This is a genomic window from Thermostichus sp. MS-CIW-25, from assembly GCF_054060015.1.
On the sequence record NZ_JBSSCS010000009.1, the window covers coordinates 1 to 16430 of the forward strand.

Annotated in this window: 14 protein-coding genes; 8 read left to right on the forward strand and 6 right to left on the reverse strand. The window is 60.4% G+C overall.

All coding sequences use genetic code 11. The annotated features are described in order from the left end of the window. Positions 1–266: 266 nt before the first annotated feature. From ACVWZ1_RS05100 to ACVWZ1_RS05115, 4 genes are read left to right on the forward strand one after another with little or no spacing between them, the layout of a single operon-like run. The gene (locus tag ACVWZ1_RS05100) at positions 267–572 is read left to right on the forward strand and encodes a rubredoxin (protein WP_457384587.1); all 306 of its coding nucleotides are present in this window, start codon (positions 267–269) and stop codon (positions 570–572) included. 8 nt (positions 573–580) lie between these two features. Continuing rightward, on the forward strand, positions 581–1570 hold the full coding sequence (locus tag ACVWZ1_RS05105) for a photosynthesis system II assembly factor Ycf48 (protein WP_457465883.1): 990 nt from the start codon (positions 581–583) through the stop codon (positions 1568–1570). A 30-nt stretch (positions 1571–1600) separates the two neighbouring features. Next, on the forward strand, positions 1601–2704 hold the full coding sequence (gene murG, locus ACVWZ1_RS05110; RefSeq protein ID WP_457465882.1) for an undecaprenyldiphospho-muramoylpentapeptide beta-N-acetylglucosaminyltransferase: 1104 nt from the start codon (positions 1601–1603) through the stop codon (positions 2702–2704). 3 nt (positions 2705–2707) lie between these two features. After that, the gene (locus tag ACVWZ1_RS05115) at positions 2708–3463 is read left to right on the forward strand and encodes an endonuclease III domain-containing protein (RefSeq protein ID WP_457502722.1); all 756 of its coding nucleotides are present in this window, start codon (positions 2708–2710) and stop codon (positions 3461–3463) included. A gap of 16 nt (positions 3464–3479) precedes the next feature. Here the strand turns inward: ACVWZ1_RS05115 and ACVWZ1_RS05120 are convergent, their stop codons facing one another. The 6 genes from ACVWZ1_RS05120 to ACVWZ1_RS05145 all read right to left on the reverse strand — a co-directional run bounded on the left by ACVWZ1_RS05120 (position 3480) and on the right by ACVWZ1_RS05145 (position 9649). After that, positions 3480–5357 carry a chloride channel protein gene (locus ACVWZ1_RS05120; protein WP_457502723.1) on the reverse strand — a complete coding sequence of 626 codons (1878 nt, stop codon included), beginning with the start codon at positions 5355–5357 and terminating at the stop codon, positions 3480–3482. A gap of 7 nt (positions 5358–5364) precedes the next feature. After that, positions 5365–6153: a type I methionyl aminopeptidase gene (gene map, locus ACVWZ1_RS05125; RefSeq protein ID WP_414342345.1), complete on the reverse strand. Its 789-nt coding sequence runs from the start codon at positions 6151–6153 to the stop codon at positions 5365–5367. 195 nt (positions 6154–6348) lie between these two features. Beyond that, a complete protein-coding gene (locus tag ACVWZ1_RS05130) occupies positions 6349–6936 on the reverse strand; it encodes a DUF2062 domain-containing protein (protein WP_457502724.1) in 588 nt (195 codons plus the stop codon). Positions 6937–7088: 152 nt separating this feature from the next. Continuing rightward, entirely contained in the window at positions 7089–7250 is a 162-nt protein-coding gene (locus tag ACVWZ1_RS05135) for a hypothetical protein (protein WP_457406372.1), read from the reverse strand. 285 nt (positions 7251–7535) lie between these two features. Beyond that, positions 7536–8597 (reverse strand): DUF1611 domain-containing protein, encoded by a 1062-nt coding sequence (locus ACVWZ1_RS05140; protein ID WP_457502771.1) that lies wholly within the window; start codon positions 8595–8597, stop codon positions 7536–7538. Beyond that, positions 8597–9649 carry a dipeptide epimerase gene (locus tag ACVWZ1_RS05145; protein ID WP_457502725.1) on the reverse strand — a complete coding sequence of 351 codons (1053 nt, stop codon included), beginning with the start codon at positions 9647–9649 and terminating at the stop codon, positions 8597–8599. The genes ACVWZ1_RS05140 and ACVWZ1_RS05145 overlap by 1 nt, the downstream gene beginning before the upstream one ends. Positions 9650–9833: 184 nt before the next feature. Between ACVWZ1_RS05145 and ACVWZ1_RS05150 the strand changes: the two genes are divergently transcribed. The 4 genes from ACVWZ1_RS05150 to ACVWZ1_RS05165 all read left to right on the forward strand — a co-directional run bounded on the left by ACVWZ1_RS05150 (position 9834) and on the right by ACVWZ1_RS05165 (position 16389). Then, entirely contained in the window at positions 9834–11471 is a 1638-nt protein-coding gene (locus ACVWZ1_RS05150; protein WP_457502772.1) for an acetolactate synthase large subunit, read from the forward strand. 156 nt (positions 11472–11627) lie between these two features. Then, positions 11628–13691 (forward strand): GspE/PulE family protein, encoded by a 2064-nt coding sequence (locus ACVWZ1_RS05155; RefSeq protein ID WP_457502727.1) that lies wholly within the window; start codon positions 11628–11630, stop codon positions 13689–13691. A 131-nt stretch (positions 13692–13822) separates the two neighbouring features. After that, positions 13823–14965 (forward strand): type IV pilus twitching motility protein PilT, encoded by a 1143-nt coding sequence (locus tag ACVWZ1_RS05160; RefSeq protein WP_238376760.1) that lies wholly within the window; start codon positions 13823–13825, stop codon positions 14963–14965. Positions 14966–15162: 197 nt separating this feature from the next. Continuing rightward, entirely contained in the window at positions 15163–16389 is a 1227-nt protein-coding gene (locus ACVWZ1_RS05165) for a type II secretion system F family protein (RefSeq protein ID WP_457502728.1), read from the forward strand. The last annotated feature ends 41 nt before the right edge of the window (positions 16390–16430 follow it).

Below are 16430 nucleotides of genomic sequence, written 5' to 3' on the forward strand. Positions count from 1 at the left end.
ACTTGGCTCATAAGTTCATTGTACTTCATCAAAGCGCATTCCTCCCGGCACTGACCCTACGGGTACAGTGCGGGGCTCCTGCGATTTCTAGCTGAGTAGATTTTTGTAACAATTCCTCTCATAATAGGATCGACGATGCAGATGGATCCCTGACCATGAATGGCTCGCAACCGGATCCCGGTGTTCAACCCCGTTCTCCCCAGACACCGAGGCTCATTGAGTTGCCGGAAGATGAAACCGATGCGCAGCTCAGCGATCCCCTGCGGATGCAGCGTTACGAATGTCGTTCTTGTGGCTATGTTTACGAACCGGCTAAGGGGGATCAGCTCAATCGGATCCCGGCGGGCGTGCCGTTTGAGGAATTGCCAGCCGATTGGAAATGTCCGGTGTGCCGAGCCGACAAGCGCTTGTTCCAAGCAGTGGGTGCCAAAGGCAAGCCTTCGGGTTTTCAAGAGAACCTGCGCTATGGCCTGGGGGTGAATGTGATGACCCCTGCCCAAAAGAACCTGCTGATCTTTTTGGGATTGGCGCTGGGATTTTTATTTTTGATGAGTTTTTATTTCGTCGAGTGAGGGTCAAGATGTTCAAACCCCTGAGGCTGGTGCTGCTGGTTGCTGTCTCGGTGCTGCTGATGGCGGCGGGGATGCCCAACATGCGGGTGGTGCCCTGGGAGCAGGTGGAAGTGCCCACCCAGAACATTCTGCTGGACATTGCCTTCACCGGCACCACCCCTTCCCATGGCTGGTTGGTGGGAGACAAGGCGACGCTGCTGGAATCCCGCGATGGGGGTCTGCACTGGCAGGTGCGGGAGCTGCCGGGTCTGGAGCCGGAAGCCTACCTGGCCTCCATTAGCTTTGCTGGGGCAGAAGGCTGGGTGGCCGGGCAGCCGAAGATCCTCCTCCACACCCTGAACGAGGGATCCGACTGGACTTCCATCCGCCTCAACAACCAACTGCCAGGGGAGCCGCTCTTGATCCAGGCTCTGGGCCCTGGCGCCGCCGAAATGGTGACCAATGTGGGGGCCATCTACCGCACCGAAGATGGCGGTCAGACCTGGCATGCCCAAGTGGATGAGCCGATTGGGGCCATCAAAAACATTGCCCGCGGCCCTGAAGGCGAATATCTGGCGGTGTCGTCGCGGGGCAGCTTCTACTTTCTGTACACTCCTGAAAGTCGCACCTGGAAGCCCTACCCGCGGGAAAGCTCCCGCCGCATTCAAAACATGGGCTTTGGCCCCCACGGCAGCGCTTGGAAATTGAACCAAGGGGCGGAGATCGCCTTTACCGATGACTTCACCTCCGGCCAGTGGTCGTCGCCGCTGCGTCCGGGGCGGGCCCTCAGCTTTGGCTACCTCAATGCCGCCTATCAAAACGACCACGACCTGTGGGTGGTGGGGGGTGGCGCTACCCTGATCCACAGCCCTGATGGTGGCAAAACCTGGGAACAGGCCAAGAAACTCAGCAACATCCCCGCCAACTTCTACAGCATTGAGTTTTTCGGCCCTGAGCAAGGGTTTATTCTGGGGCAACGGGGCACCCTCTTGCGCTATGTCAGCTCCAACAACTCCTGAAGGTCTCAGGGATCCCTAATCGGCACACGGGTGGATATACGCGCCAAGGATCCAGCTTCACGCCCGCGGCTGCTGGTTGCTGCCAGTGGCACTGGTGGCCACATTTTTCCGGCTTTGGCTATTGCCGAGCAGTTGCCCGACTGGCAGATCGAATGGCTGGGGGTGCCGGATCGGATGGAAGGGAAGCTGGTGCGGGAGCGCTATCCCTTGCACCGGGTTGTCATGTCCGGCTGGCAGGGATCCCCTCTCCGCAAGCTGCAAGCCTTGGCCCAACTGGCCCGCGCCACCCTGCAAGTGCGCCAACTCCTCAAGTTGGGACGGTTTGACGTTGTTCTGACCACCGGCGGGTACATTGCCGCTCCGACCATTTTGGCCGCCCGCTCGCTGGGGGTACCGGTGTTGCTGCACGAGTCCAATCGGATCCCGGGCAAAGTGACCCGTTGGTTGGGGAGATTTTGTCAGGTGGTGGCGCTGGGCATGGCAGAGACGGCAGAGCATTTGCCAGGGGTGGCTGCCCAAGTGGTGGGTACGCCGGTGCGGGCCGAGTTCTACACGCCCCAGCCTTTCCCTGCCGACCTCCCCATTCCCGACGGGGATCCCCTCATTGTGGTCATGGGGGGTAGCCAGGGGGCGCGGGGCCTCAACCGCATGGTGGCCGCCTGTGCCGAAGCTTGGTTGGAGGCGGGGGCCTGGATTGTGCATTTGACCGGCGGCAGCGAAGCTCAAGATCCGGAAGCCAGGATCCCCAGCCATCCCCGCTACCGGCCCTTTCCTTTCCGTCGAGATGTAGCTGCCTTGTTGCAGCGGGCCAACTTTGCCATTAGCCGCGCCGGAGCCATGAGCCTGGCGGAGTTGCTGACCACCGCCACCCCGGCCATTTTGATCCCCTATCCCTTTGCCGCTGAGGATCATCAGTATCAGAATGCTCTGGCCTTTGTGGGGCGCGGTGGGGGGGTGGTCATGCGAGAATCCGAAGAGAACTTGGACTTGCTGCGGCAAACGGTGTTGACCTGGTTGGCTCAGCCGCAGGTGGTTGCCCAAATGGCCGCCCACTTGCAAGCCACAGCTCCCCCCAATGCCAGCAAGGTTCTTGCCCGCCTGTTGCAGGAGATCCGCCAGAGTTCTGCCCGTTAAGCCGTGGTACAGCCAAGATTGGACAGCCTTTCCCAACGCCCGCCTGTGCCCGCCAAAGCGGCGGAGTCCCCAACCCTGCTGGCAGAACTCCCGCCCGCCGACAGGATGGAATCGCTGTTGATGCGGCTAGAACAGTGCTTCGGGATCCCTCAGCGGGCTCCCGATGGGCTTTCCCCCCGCCCGGATCTCCTGGACGAGTTGGTGGGCACGATCCTTTCCCAGAACACCACCGATGCCAACAGCAGCCGTGCCTTCCGCGCCCTCAAAGCCGCCTTTCCCTCTTGGGAAGCGGTCTCGGCCGCCGATCCGGCAGATCTGGTTCAGGTGATTCGCCCCGGCGGCTTGGCCCACCTCAAGGCAGCCCGCATTCAGGAGATCCTGGCTGCCATTCAAGAACGACAGGGATCCCTGAGTCTGGACTTTCTAAGAGAGCTAGACGATGCTGGCGCCCTCGATTTTTTGCTCTCCCTGAAAGGGGTAGGGCTGAAGACCGCCACCTGTGTGTTGTTGTTCGGGCTGGGTCGGGATCTCTGCCCGGTGGATACCCATGTGCATCGAGTGGCCAACCGTCTGGGCTTGGTGCGGGCCAAACATCCCGACGACACTTTTGCTCAGCTTTCCCCTCAGATCCCCAGAGGCAAAGCCTATTCCCTGCACGTCAACTTTGTCCGGCTGGGCAAGCGCATTTGCAAGGCCCGTATGCCCGAATGTGGCCGCTGCCCGCTGCGTCCCACCTGCCCCTCTGGGCGGCAGCGTTGATCCCGACAGCAGGGCTCTATTCTGCAGGCGCAGTAGAAGCATCTGGGATCCCCTCTTGTCCGTTCCTGCCGGCGTCTCTCTCTGCTGGGGGAACTTCCAACTCCAGGGCTTGCCGCACCGATTGAATCTCTTGGGAGAGCAGCACCCGCTCTCGATCCAACAGGCCGACGATCTGCTCCGGGTCTTCCCGCGAGACCACTGGCAATTGGCGCAAATCGTATTCGTACATCGGCTCAGCTGCCACCGCTACCGCCTCATCGGGGAAGGTGGTGAGAACCGGAGATTGGCTGACCTCCTGTACGGTTAGCTCCGCCAACTCCGCCGCCTCCTTATGGGCCAAGGCCCGCTCCAGATCTTCCAGGGTGAGAATGCCCCGCAGCCGCTCCTGTCCGTCCACCACCAACGCGCTATGGCACTTCTGCTGCAGCAAACTCTCCAGAGCTTCTCGCAGCGGTGTGTCTTGCCGAAGCAAAAGAGATGGGGGCACCATCACCTCTTGCACCGTCAGCTCTCTAGGCTCCCGCCCAAGGACTCCTTCTCCCGGAAGCATGGCGTGGCGATAGCGACGGGCGGAAGGGTAGATGGCCGGCGAATGCAACTGCTCGGTCAGCCAGATGCTCAAACCCACTGCCGCCATCACCGGCAGCGCGATGTGGTAGTCCCGCGTCATCTCAAACAGCAGCAAAATGGCCGTTAGCGGAGCCCGCACGCTGGCCGCCAACACCGCCGCCATGCCCACCATGGCGTAGGCAGCAGGGGGAGACAAGGCAATCAAGGGCAAAGCTTGAGATAGCACCTGACCGTAGCCTGCCCCCAGCACTGCCCCCATGAACAAAGCCGGAGCAAAGGTTCCCCCCACAAAGCCGCTGCCCAGGCTCAAAGCGCTCAGCAACAGCTTGCCCAATAGGAGCAGGCCCAGATGGCCAAGAGAAAAGGGAACGGCCTGCAGAATCGACTCAATGGTTTCATAGCCCACCCCCAACGCCAATGGGATCCCCAAGCCCGCGCAGCCCAGGATCCCGCCCCCCAAAATGGGCTTGCTCCAAGCTGGCCAGGCCGCCAGGGGGCCACTGTTGAACAGGTGCTTGCCCCACTCCAGGGTGTAGCTGAAGGCCATAGAAACCAGGCTGGCCAAAAAGCCCAAGCCGAGATACAGAGGTACCTCCAGCAAGCTGTGGATCTCGTAGTCCGGCAAGACAAAAGCCGGCTGGGTGATGGTGGGCAAAAGAAAAGCGGGTTGTGCCCCCAACCCCACCTGGGCGATCAAGGCGGAGACCACCGCCGCCAACACCACCACACTGACAGCAGAAGTGGTGAAGGTGCGGGCCAAAGCCAGCTCCAGCGCCAAAAACACCCCGGCAATGGGCGCGTTAAACCCTGCCGCCAGGCCAGCCGCTGCTCCGGCAGCCATCAACAGTTGCACCCGCTCCCGCGAGAGGCGTAGGTTTTGCCCCAGCAGGGATCCCAGCAAAGCGCCACTTTCCACACTGGGGGCCTCAGGGCCAAGGGAAGCTCCCGCGCCCAACGAGATGGCAGCCGCCAAGAGCTTGAGCGGGATCCACCAGGGCTGAAGTGCCAAAGGACGAGCAGGACTCACCAAGCCGGAGAGGCTCAAGTTGGGAAAGGGCACAACTGCCCCCAAAGCGCCGATCAGCAGGCCCCCCAACACCGGCGCCAAAGCCAGCGGCCAGGATCCCAGCAGCCACAGGCCATAGTGTTCTGCAGCCCTGCCGAGGCCATCCACGAGGGTGTCCTGCAGCAGATAGCGCCACCAGCCAATCAAGTAGCGAAATCCAACCACCGATAGCCCCGTGCCCAACCCCACTGCCGCCGCCAGCAGCAGCAGCAGGTTCTCGGAAGAGAGGCGCAGGCGGAGAGCGGGGGCGCTGTTCATGATCGGCTCAGGGGCTTTGGGAAGGCAGGGTCAAGATCTCTACACCGGTTTCGGTAACGGCGACCGTATGTTCAAATTGGGCCGAGAGCTTGCCATCCAAAGTGACCGCCGTCCACCCGTCGGAGAGCACCTTCACCTCCCAGGTGCCCTCGTTGATCATCGGCTCGATGGTGAACACCATGCCGGGGCGGAGTTTCTCCCCTTTTCCCCGTTCGCCGTAGTGGGGGATCTGGGGGGCCGTGTGGAATTGCCGTCCCACCCCATGCCCGACAAAATCGCGCACCACGCTGTAGCCCTGGGCCTCGGCGTATTCTTGAATGGCAGCGCCAATGTCGCCGACTCTCCCCCCCGGCTTTACAGCAGCAATGCCCCGCCGCAGACATTCTTCGGTCACCTCCACCAGGCGCCGCGCCCGCTCAGAAGGCTGTCCGACAAAGAAGGTTTTGGACGTATCGCCGTGGTAGCCATCCAAAACCGGGGTGACATCGATGTTGATGATGTCGCCTTCTCGCAGGATCTGCTTGGGGCTGGGAATGCCGTGGCAGACCACGTGGTTGACGCTGGTGCAGATGGATTTGGGAAAGCCATGGTAGCCTAAAGGGGCACTTTTGGCCCCATGCGCCCGCGTCCACCGCTCGGCCTCGTCGTTAAGCTCTTGGGTGGTGACCCCTGGTCGCACCATCGGCTCCAAGTGCTTGAGCAGATCTGCCGCCAGGCGACAAGCCCGCCGCATTTTCTCCAGTTCCCGCGAAGAGAGCAACACAATGGGCTGAGGGGCTTGCGTGAGCTGGTTCATACCCGTCTGCAAAGCGGATCCCAACTGCTCCCCCCATCGCTGGGAGCGACGGCTGAGGTCTGTCAACAACGCTCGCATGTCTTCCATCATGAGACCTTATCTGTGAAAAGCTCTGTGAAAACGGATGGATCTCTGCACCTGCAGACTGTCCAGGATTGGGTTCTCAGTTGGGATTCTGAATCGCCTTGCGCCCATTCACAGACCCCTGCCGGCCATTTTCTGCCGCCGACGAATCCGCTGCACCAACCACAGCCCCAGAAAATAGCTGACGAGGGATCCCCAAAAACCGACAAACGCACAGCCGACAAACAGCGTGCCCGACATCTCCAAGCCCCACTGCATCCAGTTTTGCCAAGTGGCCGCCACCAGCTCTGTGGCGGGAAGGACAGTTCGGGATCCCAGTAGCCATTCTCCCACCTGGTAGTTGAATGCATAGATGGGCACATAGGTGAAGGGGTTACTCACCCAGGTCCCTGCCGCCGCCGCCAGCTTGTTGCCCCGAAACGGAACAGCCAACACCAGAGCGGCCAACGTTTGAAAGCCGAAGATGGGGAAACAGCCGGCAAAAACCCCTACCGCCAAGCCACGGGCAATTTCTTTTGGCGACGATTGCAGCCGCAACAGGCGCAGATAAAGATAGCGCAGCCAACGCTTCCAGGAAGGATCCCGGCGGGCTAGGGTCGGCCCTGGTTGAGATCCAGAGTAGGATCTGGAATAAAGCTTAAGGGATCCCGGCGAAGGCCAGGAGAAAGAGGGCAGCCTCAACCAAAAGAGGGGGCTCATGGTGGCAAGGGGGCAACTGAGAGAAGGTGTTAAGTCCTGTAAATCCAGTGTATCTTTCCTGCCCTTGGCGACAAAGGGCTATCGGCAAATCTGGGCCGGCAGCACCTGGGTGATGCTGAGGGATCAGTTTGCTCAGTTTACAAAGTAAGCAGTTAGCTGAGCTTGTCCACCAAGGCCAGCACGAAGTTAAGACCCAAGTAGGAAACCAGCACCACCAAGAATAGGAACAGGGCAATGTTCAGCCCGGATCGCAGGGCAGAGGGCAGGGATCCCGATTTCATTTTGGGATCAGGCTTTTCGGGGGGAGTTGTCATCTGGAGTTCTGGGGAAGACTGTGAATCTAGGATCCCATCTTGGCTGTGCAGGTGTACCCATCGGCTTACTTTCCGAAGATTGAAGGCCTCTTCTCTGAACACGGAGCAAGCCCAGTTCCTGGCCCCCGGCCAATGGGAGCGACTTGGATCGAGAATACCTGGCTGAGGAGATCGCATCTCAGAGAAGACAACGGCACCGGGAACCATCTGAATCGCTCACCTGTTGAAGATGATGAGTTTTTCCCAGATGGACAATGGGAGTAGATCCGCTGTCTGCAAACTGAGTTATCCTGCCGCCAAAATTGCCTCCAACAAGGGATCTGCCCCAAAGCGCACCACATCTGTACAGGGCCGTCCGGTCTCAGCCTCCACCCGGCGGATCTGCTCCAGGGCCGCTTCTTCCTCCCAGCCGAAGGTATTGAGGGCAATCCCCACCACGGGCGCGGGGGCAAAAGCCCCGGCAGCTGCCGCCACCTGTTCATACAGCTCAATCACCTTGGGTAAGGGCGGGATGGGCACGTAGTCTATCCCCTTGATGTGGGTCTGGCCGGCGCGGTGTACCAGGATAAGGTGGGTGGGCTGGGATCCGCGCAACAGGGGCAAGGTGGCCGTAGAGGCGGGGTTGAGCAGGGATCCCTGACCTTCCAGGTGCAGAATGTCGTGGTCAGAGCCATAGCGCATGATCAGTTGCTCCACCGCCCCACTGGCATAGTCCACTCGCACCGCATCCAAAGGGATCCCCTCGCCGCCGATCAGAATCCCGGTTTGCCCGGTGGCCAAAAAGCGGGAGCGCAGGCCCCGTCTCAGGCTGGCCCGGTGCAGCTCCAAGCTGGTGGACATTTTGCCCACGCTCATGTCGGTGCCCACCGTCAACACCCGTTTACAGGGCAAGGTGCGGGCCAGGGCTTTCCCCACCGATAAGTTGGGGGGCTCGCGGCGAATATCCCAGATCCAGGCCCCCGGCTGCAACCACTGCCGAAACTGGGGATCCTCGGCCAAAGGCGTGTGCAGCCCATTCACCAGAGACAGGCCAGCTCGCAGGGCCAGGCCCAACTCCTCCCGCCAGGCTGGCGGCAACTGCCCCCCTGAAGGGGCAATCCCAATCACCAGAACTTCAGGCCGGTAGGCCAGCGCCTCCTCCACCGAGGCCACGATGGGGATGTCTTTGGCTATTCCGGTCAGATGGGCCAGGGATCCCCCCGCCTGCTCCCGGTCGATCACCGCCACCACCGGGAAAGAGCCGTAGCGCAGCAGCCCCAGCCCCGTTTTCCCATGCTCCCCCAGCAACCCCCCGTGGAGCAGGATGGCCACGCGACTTTCGCTGGACAGGGATCCTGGCTTTCCCATCATTCCTCCCTCAGCTCTACCCCCAAGCCCGGTCGGTCGGTGGGGAGCAGGCAGCCGTCCTGCAGGATGGCCCCGGCAAAGGGATCGTCGATGAGGTTGAGGTGGCTATCCAAGTCCAGGTAATCCACCAGGGGAGCCAAGTGGGCTGCCGCTGTATTCCCCAGGGCTGTGTTGCTGTAGCAGCCCAACATCACCTGCAGGCCGTGGGCTTTGGCGGTGTGGATCATGCGCCAAGCTTCGCTGAGGCCCCCGCACTTCATCAGCTTAATGTTGATCCCGTGGACGCGATCCACCAGAGGGGGGATATCGCGGCTGTCCATACAGCTCTCATCCACAAAAATGGGCAGCTTCGACTCGTGCCAGAGGGTGATCAGCTTTGCTTCCTGCCCCCTCTCCAAAGGCTGCTCCAGGTAGCTCACCCCTTGCCCCGCCAGCCAGTTGCTCATGCTCAGGGTTTGTTCCACCGTCCAAGCGCCGTTGGCATCCACTGTAATCAGGGATCCCAGCGGGATCACCTCTTGTACAGCAATCAGCATGTTCTGATCCGCCATCAGTCCTGAGCCGCTGCCCAGCTTGATCTTAAAGGCCCGCGCTTGGGTCTGTTCCATCCAGGCCAAGGCGCGCTGGCGGGCCGCCTGCGGGGTGGAGATGCCGATCGTCATCGTCGTGGGCGGAATGCGGGAGCGATCCAGCCCCCACAACTGCCACAGGGGCCTCCCCAGCCGTTTGCCCATCCAATCGTGCAGGGCCATATCCACCGCTGCCCGCGCTGCCGAAGGGATCCCGGCCCGCAGCAGTTCTGCCTCGATTGGCTGTCGCTCCCAGGGGGAATGGCGGCGCAGGATCCCTTTGGCCACGTCCAAGCCCATCAGGATGTCGTCCAGAGACTGGTGGCAATCGTCGCTCACCGAAAAGGGGCAGGCCTCCCCCCACCCTTCAATTCCCTCCTCCTCAATCCGCACCCAAGCCAGGGTTGTCTCGCTGTGGGTACCCCGGCTGATGGTCAAGGCGTAGCGCTTGTGAACGGTGAAGGGTTCGACGTAGAGCCGCATGGGCATCTCCAGAAGAGGAAGCTTGGAGGGGCAATTGGGCCTGGGCCGCCCCTTTGAGCTTAGCTTGGTTCCCACTGCCCACCCAGCCTGCTCCCGTCCCCAAGGCCAGAAAACAAGTTATCCCTTGCCCCGTCCGCCGTCTATGGTGGGATCCAGATCCACCGTTCTCCATACCCTTGCCACCATGAATACCGCCGAACTGCTGGTTCGCTGCCTGGAAAATGAGGGGGTGCAGTACATCTTCGGCGTTCCTGGCGAAGAAAACCTGGAAGTCCTGCAAGCCCTGCGCCGCTCCTCAATTCGCTTTATCACCACCCGCCACGAACAGGGGGCCGCCTTCATGGCCGATGTCTATGGCCGGCTGACGGGCAGAGCGGGGGTGTGTCTCTCCACCTTGGGGCCGGGCGCCACCAACCTGATGACCGGAGTTGCCGATGCCAACCTGGATGGAGCACCCCTAGTGGCCATCACCGGCCAAGTCGGCACCGACCGCATGCACATCGAATCCCATCAATACCTGGATTTGGTGGCCATGTTTGCCCCCGTCACCAAGTGGAATGCCCAGATCGTGCGCCCCAGCATCACCCCGGAGATCGTGCGCAAGGCTTTCAAATTGGCCCAAACCGAGAAGCCCGGGGCCGTCCACATCGACTTGCCGGAAAACATCGCCGCCATGGAAGCCAGCGGCACTCCCTTGAGGAGAGATCGCCTGGACAAAACCTACGCTTCCTATCAAAGCCTGAACGAAGCGGCCTCCCTGATCTCCCGCGCCCGCAACCCCTTGATTTTGGCCGGCAATGGGGCCATTCGCGCCCAAGCCAGCAGCGCCCTCACGGAATTTGCCACCCGCTTGAACATCCCCGTGGTCAACACCTTCATGGGCAAAGGAGTGATCCCCTACACCCACCCCTTGTCCTTGTGGGCCGTTGGCCTACAGCAGCGGGATCTGGTCAGTTGTGGTTTCGACCGAACCGATCTGTTGATCGCCGTCGGCTACGACCTCATCGAGTACTCTCCCAAGAAATGGAACCCCGACGGCACCATCCCCATCGTTCACATCGCCGCCCTGCCGGCTGAAATCGACAGCAGCTACATCCCGCAAGTGGAGGTGGTGGGAGACATTTCCGACTCCCTGATGGAGATCCTGCGCCGCTGCGATCGCACGGGCAAGCCGGATCCCTATGGCCTCAGCCTGCGGCAGAACATCGTCCGCGAGTACACCTGCTATGCCCAGGATCAGAGCTACCCGATCAAACCCCAGAAGCTGATCTACGACCTGCGCCAAGTCCTGCAACCGGAAGACATCGTCATCTCCGATGTCGGTGCCCACAAGATGTGGATGGCCCGCCTCTACCACTGTGACAAACCCAACACCTGTCTCATCTCCAACGGCTTTGCCGCCATGGGCATCGCCATTCCGGGGGCCTTGGCCGCCAAACTGGTGCATCCTGACCGGCGCATCGTGGCCGTAACCGGAGATGGAGGGTTCATGATGAACTGCCAAGAGCTGGAAACTGCCCTCAGGGTGGGCACCCCCTTTGTAACTCTCATCTTCAACGATGGCGGCTATGGGCTGATCGAGTGGAAGCAACACAATCAATACAACGAGGCTGCTTTCGTCAAGTTCGGCAATCCAGACTTCGTCAAGCTGGCGGAGAGCATGGGCCTCAAGGGCTACCGCGTCGAAAAGGCTGCCGACCTGATCCCCATCCTGAAGCAGGCCCTCGAGCAGCCGGTGCCCACCCTCATCGACTGCCCTGTCGATTACGGCGAAAATCTTTACTTGACCCAGCGGTCGCAAGCGCTGGTCTGCGAGACTTAGGGGGTGAGGTGGATAGGAATGCGAGATTTGAGCCGAGTTGGGGCATAGTAAGCCCAGGGTTGGCGGCCTCTGGGAAGTCCAGACTTATGTATCTTTACCGTTGACCCTTAGCAGCCAAGTGCACTGAAATAGAGGCATTGTGGGTGACCCGCCAGCATGAACGATCTTCCTCCCCCTCCTTTTACCTCGCGCCGTGCCGGCGCTGCCAGCAAAGCTCTGGCCATCGCCAACGTCAGCATTACCCCCTTTGGCCGCAAGTTAAAGGAGCTGGGCTTTGCCGACGATAAGCAGATCCAGGACATCCAAAACGCCCTCAAAGCGGATCGAGAGGGCAACAGCAAGGCCCTGGCTCTGGTGGTCAAGGATATCGTGGGCAAAGAGATCACCCCTGACCTGGAGCGGGCTTACAAACGGCAGCAGCTCTTTGAACTCAAAATTATCTACGGGATCCCCTCCCTGGATGTCGACCTGGAGCCGGTGGAGATCTCCGAGATGATTGGGCTGATCGACTCGATCTTGCCCCTCGACATCTGCAACCGCTACAAGTTCTTGCCCATTCGCCGTCGAGACAATCAGGTGACGGTGGCGATGGTCAAGCCAGACAACCTGCAGGCACTGGACGACATTCAACGGCGCTTCCGCATCCAGGGGCTGAAGCTGCAGCGGCGGGTCTTCACCCAGCGGGATTTCGAGACCCTGATCAACCGCTACATGGATGCGCAGGCGGAGCTGCTGGCCATCAAGGGGATCAACGACGCGGCTGCTGCCCAACAGGAAGAAGAGGTGGTGGTCAACACTGCCGAAATCGATCTGGATGCTATTGAGGATGTGGCTGCCGATGAGGCCGGCGAGGGATCCCTGGAGCAGCAGGTCAAATCGGCAGATGATGCCCCGATTATTAAACTGTCCAACCAGATCCTGGTCAAGGCCCTGCAGGATGGGGCGTCCGACATCCACATCGAGCCACAAGAAGAATACCTGCGCATCCGCTTCCGCAAAGATGGGGTGTTGCGGCAGGCTTTTGAAAACTTTCCCAAGAAGATCGTCCCTGCCCTCACCGCTCGCTTCAAAATCATGTCCAATTTGAACATTGCCGAGCGGCGCATGCCCCAGGATGGGCGGATTCGGCGGGTCTTCAAGGGGCGCAAGGTGGACTTCCGGGTCAGCACCCTGCCCTCCCGCTATGGGGAGAAGATCGTGCTGCGGATCCTGGACAACTCCGCCACCCAACTGGGGCTGGACAAGCTGATCACCGACCCAGAGACCTTGGAAAGCTTCAAGGAGATTGTCAGGCGACCCTTTGGCCTAATCCTGGTAACTGGGCCAACGGGATCCGGGAAAACCACCACCCTCTACTCGGCTCTGGCGGAGGTGAACGATCCGGGCATCAACATCAGCACTGCCGAGGATCCCATTGAATACTCGCTGCCGGGGATCACTCAGGTGCAGGTGATCCGAGAAAAGGGCATGGACTTTGCCATGATCCTGCGGGCCTTCTTGCGGCAAGACCCGGATGTCATCCTGGTGGGGGAAACCCGCGACCACGAGACGGCCAAAACCGCCATCGAGGCTTCCCTTACCGGTCACCTGGTGTTGACCACGCTGCACACCAACGATGCCCCCGGTGCCATCGCCCGCCTGACGGAGATGGGGATCGAGCCATTTATGATCTCCAGCTCGTTGCTGGGGGTGCTGGCTCAGCGCTTGATGCGCCGAGTGTGTACCGAATGTCGGATCCCCTACCACCCCACGCCGGAGGAGCTGGCCCGCTATGGCCTTACCCTCAGTGGCGACGGCGAGCAGCTCACCTTCTACAAAGCCAACAAGCTCTCCCCCAAAGAAGTGGAGCAGCGCAAGGCCACCGGCAAGCCCATCTGCGAGAAGTGTGGGGGCGTGGGCTACAAAGGTCGGGTAGGGGTGTACGAGTTCATGCGCATGAACGACCGCCTTGCGGACTTGATCAACAAAGAGGCCCCCACGGAGGTGATCAAAGAAGCGGCGGTGGAAAGTGGCATGAAAACCCTGCTGGCCTACAGCTTGATGCTGGTGAAGCAGGGCCTCACCACGCTGGAGGAGGTGGATCGGGTGACCCTCACCGACAAGGGTCTGGAAAGCGAGCTGAAGGCCCGTGCCAAGGCTCTCAGCACCTGCCGCAACTGTGGCGCGGCCTTGCATGTGGACTGGATGGACTGCCCCTATTGCCTGACGCCGAAGTTTTAGGAAGTCGGCTTGGCCCTTGACGATGTTGGGGTGCCGACTATAACAGTCCTATACAGTTGCCTTTCTCACATGGCTTTGGCCGGCGGCTCTTTTGATAGACAGTTCTACTCGCCTTTGGAGAACCCAACCCTATGCCCCAACTGATGATCGAAGACCTCATGGAAGCAATCGTCCAAAAGGGCGGTTCCGACATTCATATCTCGGCGGGTTTGCCCCCCTACTTCCGCATCAATGGTCACCTTGAGCCGACAGAGCATGAGCCTCTCTCGGCAGAGGAGGTGCAGCGGTTGATCTTCAGCATGCTGAACAACAACCAGCGCAAGCAGCTGGAGCAAAACTGGGAATTGGACTGCTCCTATGGGGTGCGGGGGATCGGGCGCTTCCGCGTGAACGTCTACCGCGATCGCGGCACCTATGCTTGCGCCATGCGGGCCCTGGCTTCTGAGATCCCCAACATCGACAAGCTGGGCCTGCCGGATGTGTGTAAGGAAGCAGCTCGCCTGCCGCGGGGCTTGGTGCTGGTAACCGGCCCAACGGGATCTGGCAAATCGACTACGCTGGCTTCCATGATCGACATGATCAACCGCGAACGGGCCGAGCACATCCTCACCATCGAGGATCCCATTGAGTATATCTACACCCCCATTCGCAGCATCATCCACCAGCGGCAACTGGGGGAAGACACCAAGAGTTTTGCCAATGCCCTGCGGGCAGCGATGCGGGAGGATCCGGATGTGATCCTGATCGGGGAGATGCGGGATCTGGAGACCATCCAGTTGGCCATTACCGCCGCCGAGACGGGCCACCTCTGCTTTGCCACGGTACACACCAGTTCTGCTGCCCAGACGGTGGATCGCTTGGTGGATGTGTTTCCGCCCGAGCAGCAGCAGCAGATTCGCGTGCAGCTCTCCAACTCCCTCAAGGCCGTCTTCTCCCAAACTCTGGCCCGCCGCCTTAACCCCAAACCGGGAGAGCCTGGACGGGTGCTGGTGCAGGAGATCATGGTAGTGACGCCGGCCATTGCCAACCTGATTCGGGAGGGCAAAACTGCCCAGATCTACTCCGCCATCCAGACGGGGGGCAAGCAGGGCATGAAAACGCTGGAGCAAGATCTGGCTAACCTTTACCTACAGGGCAAGATCGACTTCGATACGGCCATGTCTAAGACCTCTCGCCCCGAGGAGTTGCAACGGCTTTTGGGCAACGTTACCGGGCCCTCGCCAGCCGCGGCTGCCCAACAACAGCGGCCAGCAGCAGTTGCCGCCCGTCGCTAAACTTCGTCTCCACCAGGCAGCGCAGGGATCCCCGGGTGAGGGTTCATCGCCGATCTCTAGCCGCTGACTTGATTTGTGGCTAAGCTCTAGCTGAGAGATTGTTGATCTGCCCAAGGTTTGGGCTGACTTCTCTTTTGCACCTGCGAAACATTTAAAGCCATTTCGTTATTTAGAGTGATCTAGCCGGGGGTACAGCCATGCCGCGCTACAAGGTTCGGGGGTTAAAGGCCGGTCAGCCGGTACGCCTGACGGTGGTGGCCAACAACTTGACCGAGGCCCGCGCACGGCTGCGCCGAGATGGGATTTTCGCCAAACAGGAGGACATTCAGGAAGAAAAGCCCTTTTTCTCCTTGGAGACGTCTTTCGATTTGTCGATGCTGGGATCCATCGACATTCGCGACAAGGCGGTGTTTTCCCGGCAGTTCGCTGCCCTGATCAACGCCGGCGTGTCGATGGTGCGCTCTCTTACCATCATGGAGGAGCAAACCGGCAACCCCAAGCTCAAAAAATACCTGAGGGCCATTCGCTCAGACGTGGAAGCCGGGAAAAACCTTTCTGACTCCATTCGCCCTTTCCCGGATGCCTTTGATGGCCTTTACTGCAGCATGGTGCAGGCAGGAGAAGTGGGGGGGGTTCTGGATGAAGTGCTCAACCGTCTGGCCAAGCTGCTGGAAGACATGGATCGCCTGCAGAAGCAGATTAAATCAGCCATGACCTATCCGGTGGTGGTGACAATTTTGGCAATCCTTATTTTTTTAGGGATGGTGCTGTTCATCTTGCCCACGTTTGAGAGCATCTACAACGACTTGGGAGGGGAGCTGCCTGCCTTCACCCAGTTTTTTATCAACATCAGCAAGTTCCTGCGCACGCCCCAGTACAGCTTGGGGCTGGTGGGCTTTCTAGGGGCCGTCTATTTTGCTTTCCGGCGCTTTTACCGCACCCCTGCCGGCAAGGAGACCATCGACGCGCTGGCCCTCAAGCTCCCTATCTTCGGGGATCTGATCCAGAAGTCGGCGGTGGCTCGCTTCTGCCGCACCTTTGGCGCTCTCACCCGCTCCGGGGTGCCGGTGCTGACTTCCTTGGAAATTGTGCGCGACACCTCCGGCAACCAGGTGGTGGCCAACGCCATTGACGCCGCCCGCCAATCCATCTCAGAGGGAGGGCAGATTGCCCCTGCTCTGGACAAGGCCAAGGTCTTCCCAGTCATGGCCATTCAGATGATCAGCGTGGGGGAAGAGACAGGGGAGCTGGACGCGATGCTGATGAAGACGGCGGATTTCTACGAGCTGGAGGTGGAGGAGGCGGTACGCGCCCTCACCAGCCTGCTGGAGCCGTTGATGATCGTGATCCTGGGCGGTATGGTGGGCTGCATTATCGTGGCCATGTACCTGCCCATGTTCAACGTCTTCGAGCTGGTGAAGTAGTGGATTGGGCTGACCCTTGAACCCCCAGGGCGGCCAGGGCA

Bases quoted from the DNA above. Each gene is read 5' to 3' on its own strand.
- ACVWZ1_RS05100 (WP_457384587.1), top strand. From the start codon at position 267: ATGCAGCGTTACGAATGTCGTTCTTGTGGCTATGTTTACGAACCGGCT.
- ACVWZ1_RS05105 (WP_457465883.1), top strand. From the start codon at position 581: ATGTTCAAACCCCTGAGGCTGGTGCTGCTGGTTGCTGTCTCGGTGCTG.
- ACVWZ1_RS05120 (WP_457502723.1), bottom strand. From the start codon at position 5,357: ATGAACAGCGCCCCCGCTCTCCGCCTGCGCCTCTCTTCCGAGAACCTG.
- map (WP_414342345.1), bottom strand. From the start codon at position 6,153: ATGAACCAGCTCACGCAAGCCCCTCAGCCCATTGTGTTGCTCTCTTCG.
- ACVWZ1_RS05130 (WP_457502724.1), bottom strand. From the start codon at position 6,936: ATGAGCCCCCTCTTTTGGTTGAGGCTGCCCTCTTTCTCCTGGCCTTCG.
- ACVWZ1_RS05135 (WP_457406372.1), bottom strand. From the start codon at position 7,250: ATGACAACTCCCCCCGAAAAGCCTGATCCCAAAATGAAATCGGGATCC.
- ACVWZ1_RS05140 (WP_457502771.1), bottom strand. From the start codon at position 8,597: ATGGGAAAGCCAGGATCCCTGTCCAGCGAAAGTCGCGTGGCCATCCTG.
- ACVWZ1_RS05145 (WP_457502725.1), bottom strand. From the start codon at position 9,649: ATGCGGCTCTACGTCGAACCCTTCACCGTTCACAAGCGCTACGCCTTG.
- ACVWZ1_RS05150 (WP_457502772.1), top strand. From the start codon at position 9,834: ATGAATACCGCCGAACTGCTGGTTCGCTGCCTGGAAAATGAGGGGGTG.
- ACVWZ1_RS05155 (WP_457502727.1), top strand. From the start codon at position 11,628: ATGAACGATCTTCCTCCCCCTCCTTTTACCTCGCGCCGTGCCGGCGCT.
- ACVWZ1_RS05160 (WP_238376760.1), top strand. From the start codon at position 13,823: ATGCCCCAACTGATGATCGAAGACCTCATGGAAGCAATCGTCCAAAAG.
- ACVWZ1_RS05165 (WP_457502728.1), top strand. From the start codon at position 15,163: ATGCCGCGCTACAAGGTTCGGGGGTTAAAGGCCGGTCAGCCGGTACGC.